Annotated in this window: 1 protein-coding gene; it reads right to left on the bottom strand. The window is 71.4% G+C overall.

The window, feature by feature from the left end; translation table 11 throughout:
• Window positions 1-700 (bottom strand): IMP dehydrogenase (locus IC40_RS0126325; RefSeq protein WP_030137639.1); only part of this gene is annotated, 700 nt, incomplete at both ends.

Here is a 700-nt window from a genome sequence, read left to right as displayed (position 1 = left end):
CGACGGCGGCCACCGCGTCCAGCATCTTGGCCTGGTGCCCGTGCGCGGTGTCGATGACGATCAGGTCGACGCCGGCCTCGGCGAGATCGCGGGCCTTGGCCGCGACGTCACCGTTGATTCCGACGGCGGCGGCGATGCGCAGCCGGCCGGCGTCGTCGACGGCGGGGGAGTAGATGCCGGCGCGCACGGCACCGGTTCTGGTGAGCACCCCGGTGAGGTTTCCGGCACCGTCGGTGAGCACCGCGACACCCACCGGCGCGTGGTCGAGCAGATCGAACACCTTGCGGGGGTCGGTACCGGCCGGTGCGGTGACGAAATCGCTGGTGGCCACATCGCGCACCCTGGCGAACCGGTCGACCCCGGCGCACCCGGCCTCGGTGACGACGCCGACGGGCCTGCCCTCGGAGACGACGACGGCCGCGCCGTGGGCGCGCTTGTTGATCAGTGCGAGTGCATCGGTGACCGAGTCATCCGGTGCGAGCTGAACCGGGGTGTCGGCGACCAGGTCACGGCTCTTGACGAAATCGACGGTGTGCCGCACGGCGGAGAGTGGAATGTCCTGGGGGATGACGACGATGCCGCCGCGACGGGCCACCGTCTCGGCCATCCGCCGGCCGGCGACCGCGGTCATGTTCGCCACCACAACCGGGATGGTGGTGCCCGACCCGTCGACGGTGGACAGGTCGACGTCGAAGCGGGA

The sequence above is a fragment of the Mycolicibacterium neoaurum ATCC 25795 genome (assembly GCF_000691525.1).
Taxonomy (GTDB): Bacteria; Actinomycetota; Actinomycetes; order Mycobacteriales; family Mycobacteriaceae; genus Mycobacterium; species Mycobacterium neoaurum.
This window is presented reverse-complemented; position numbering and strand designations above follow the sequence as displayed.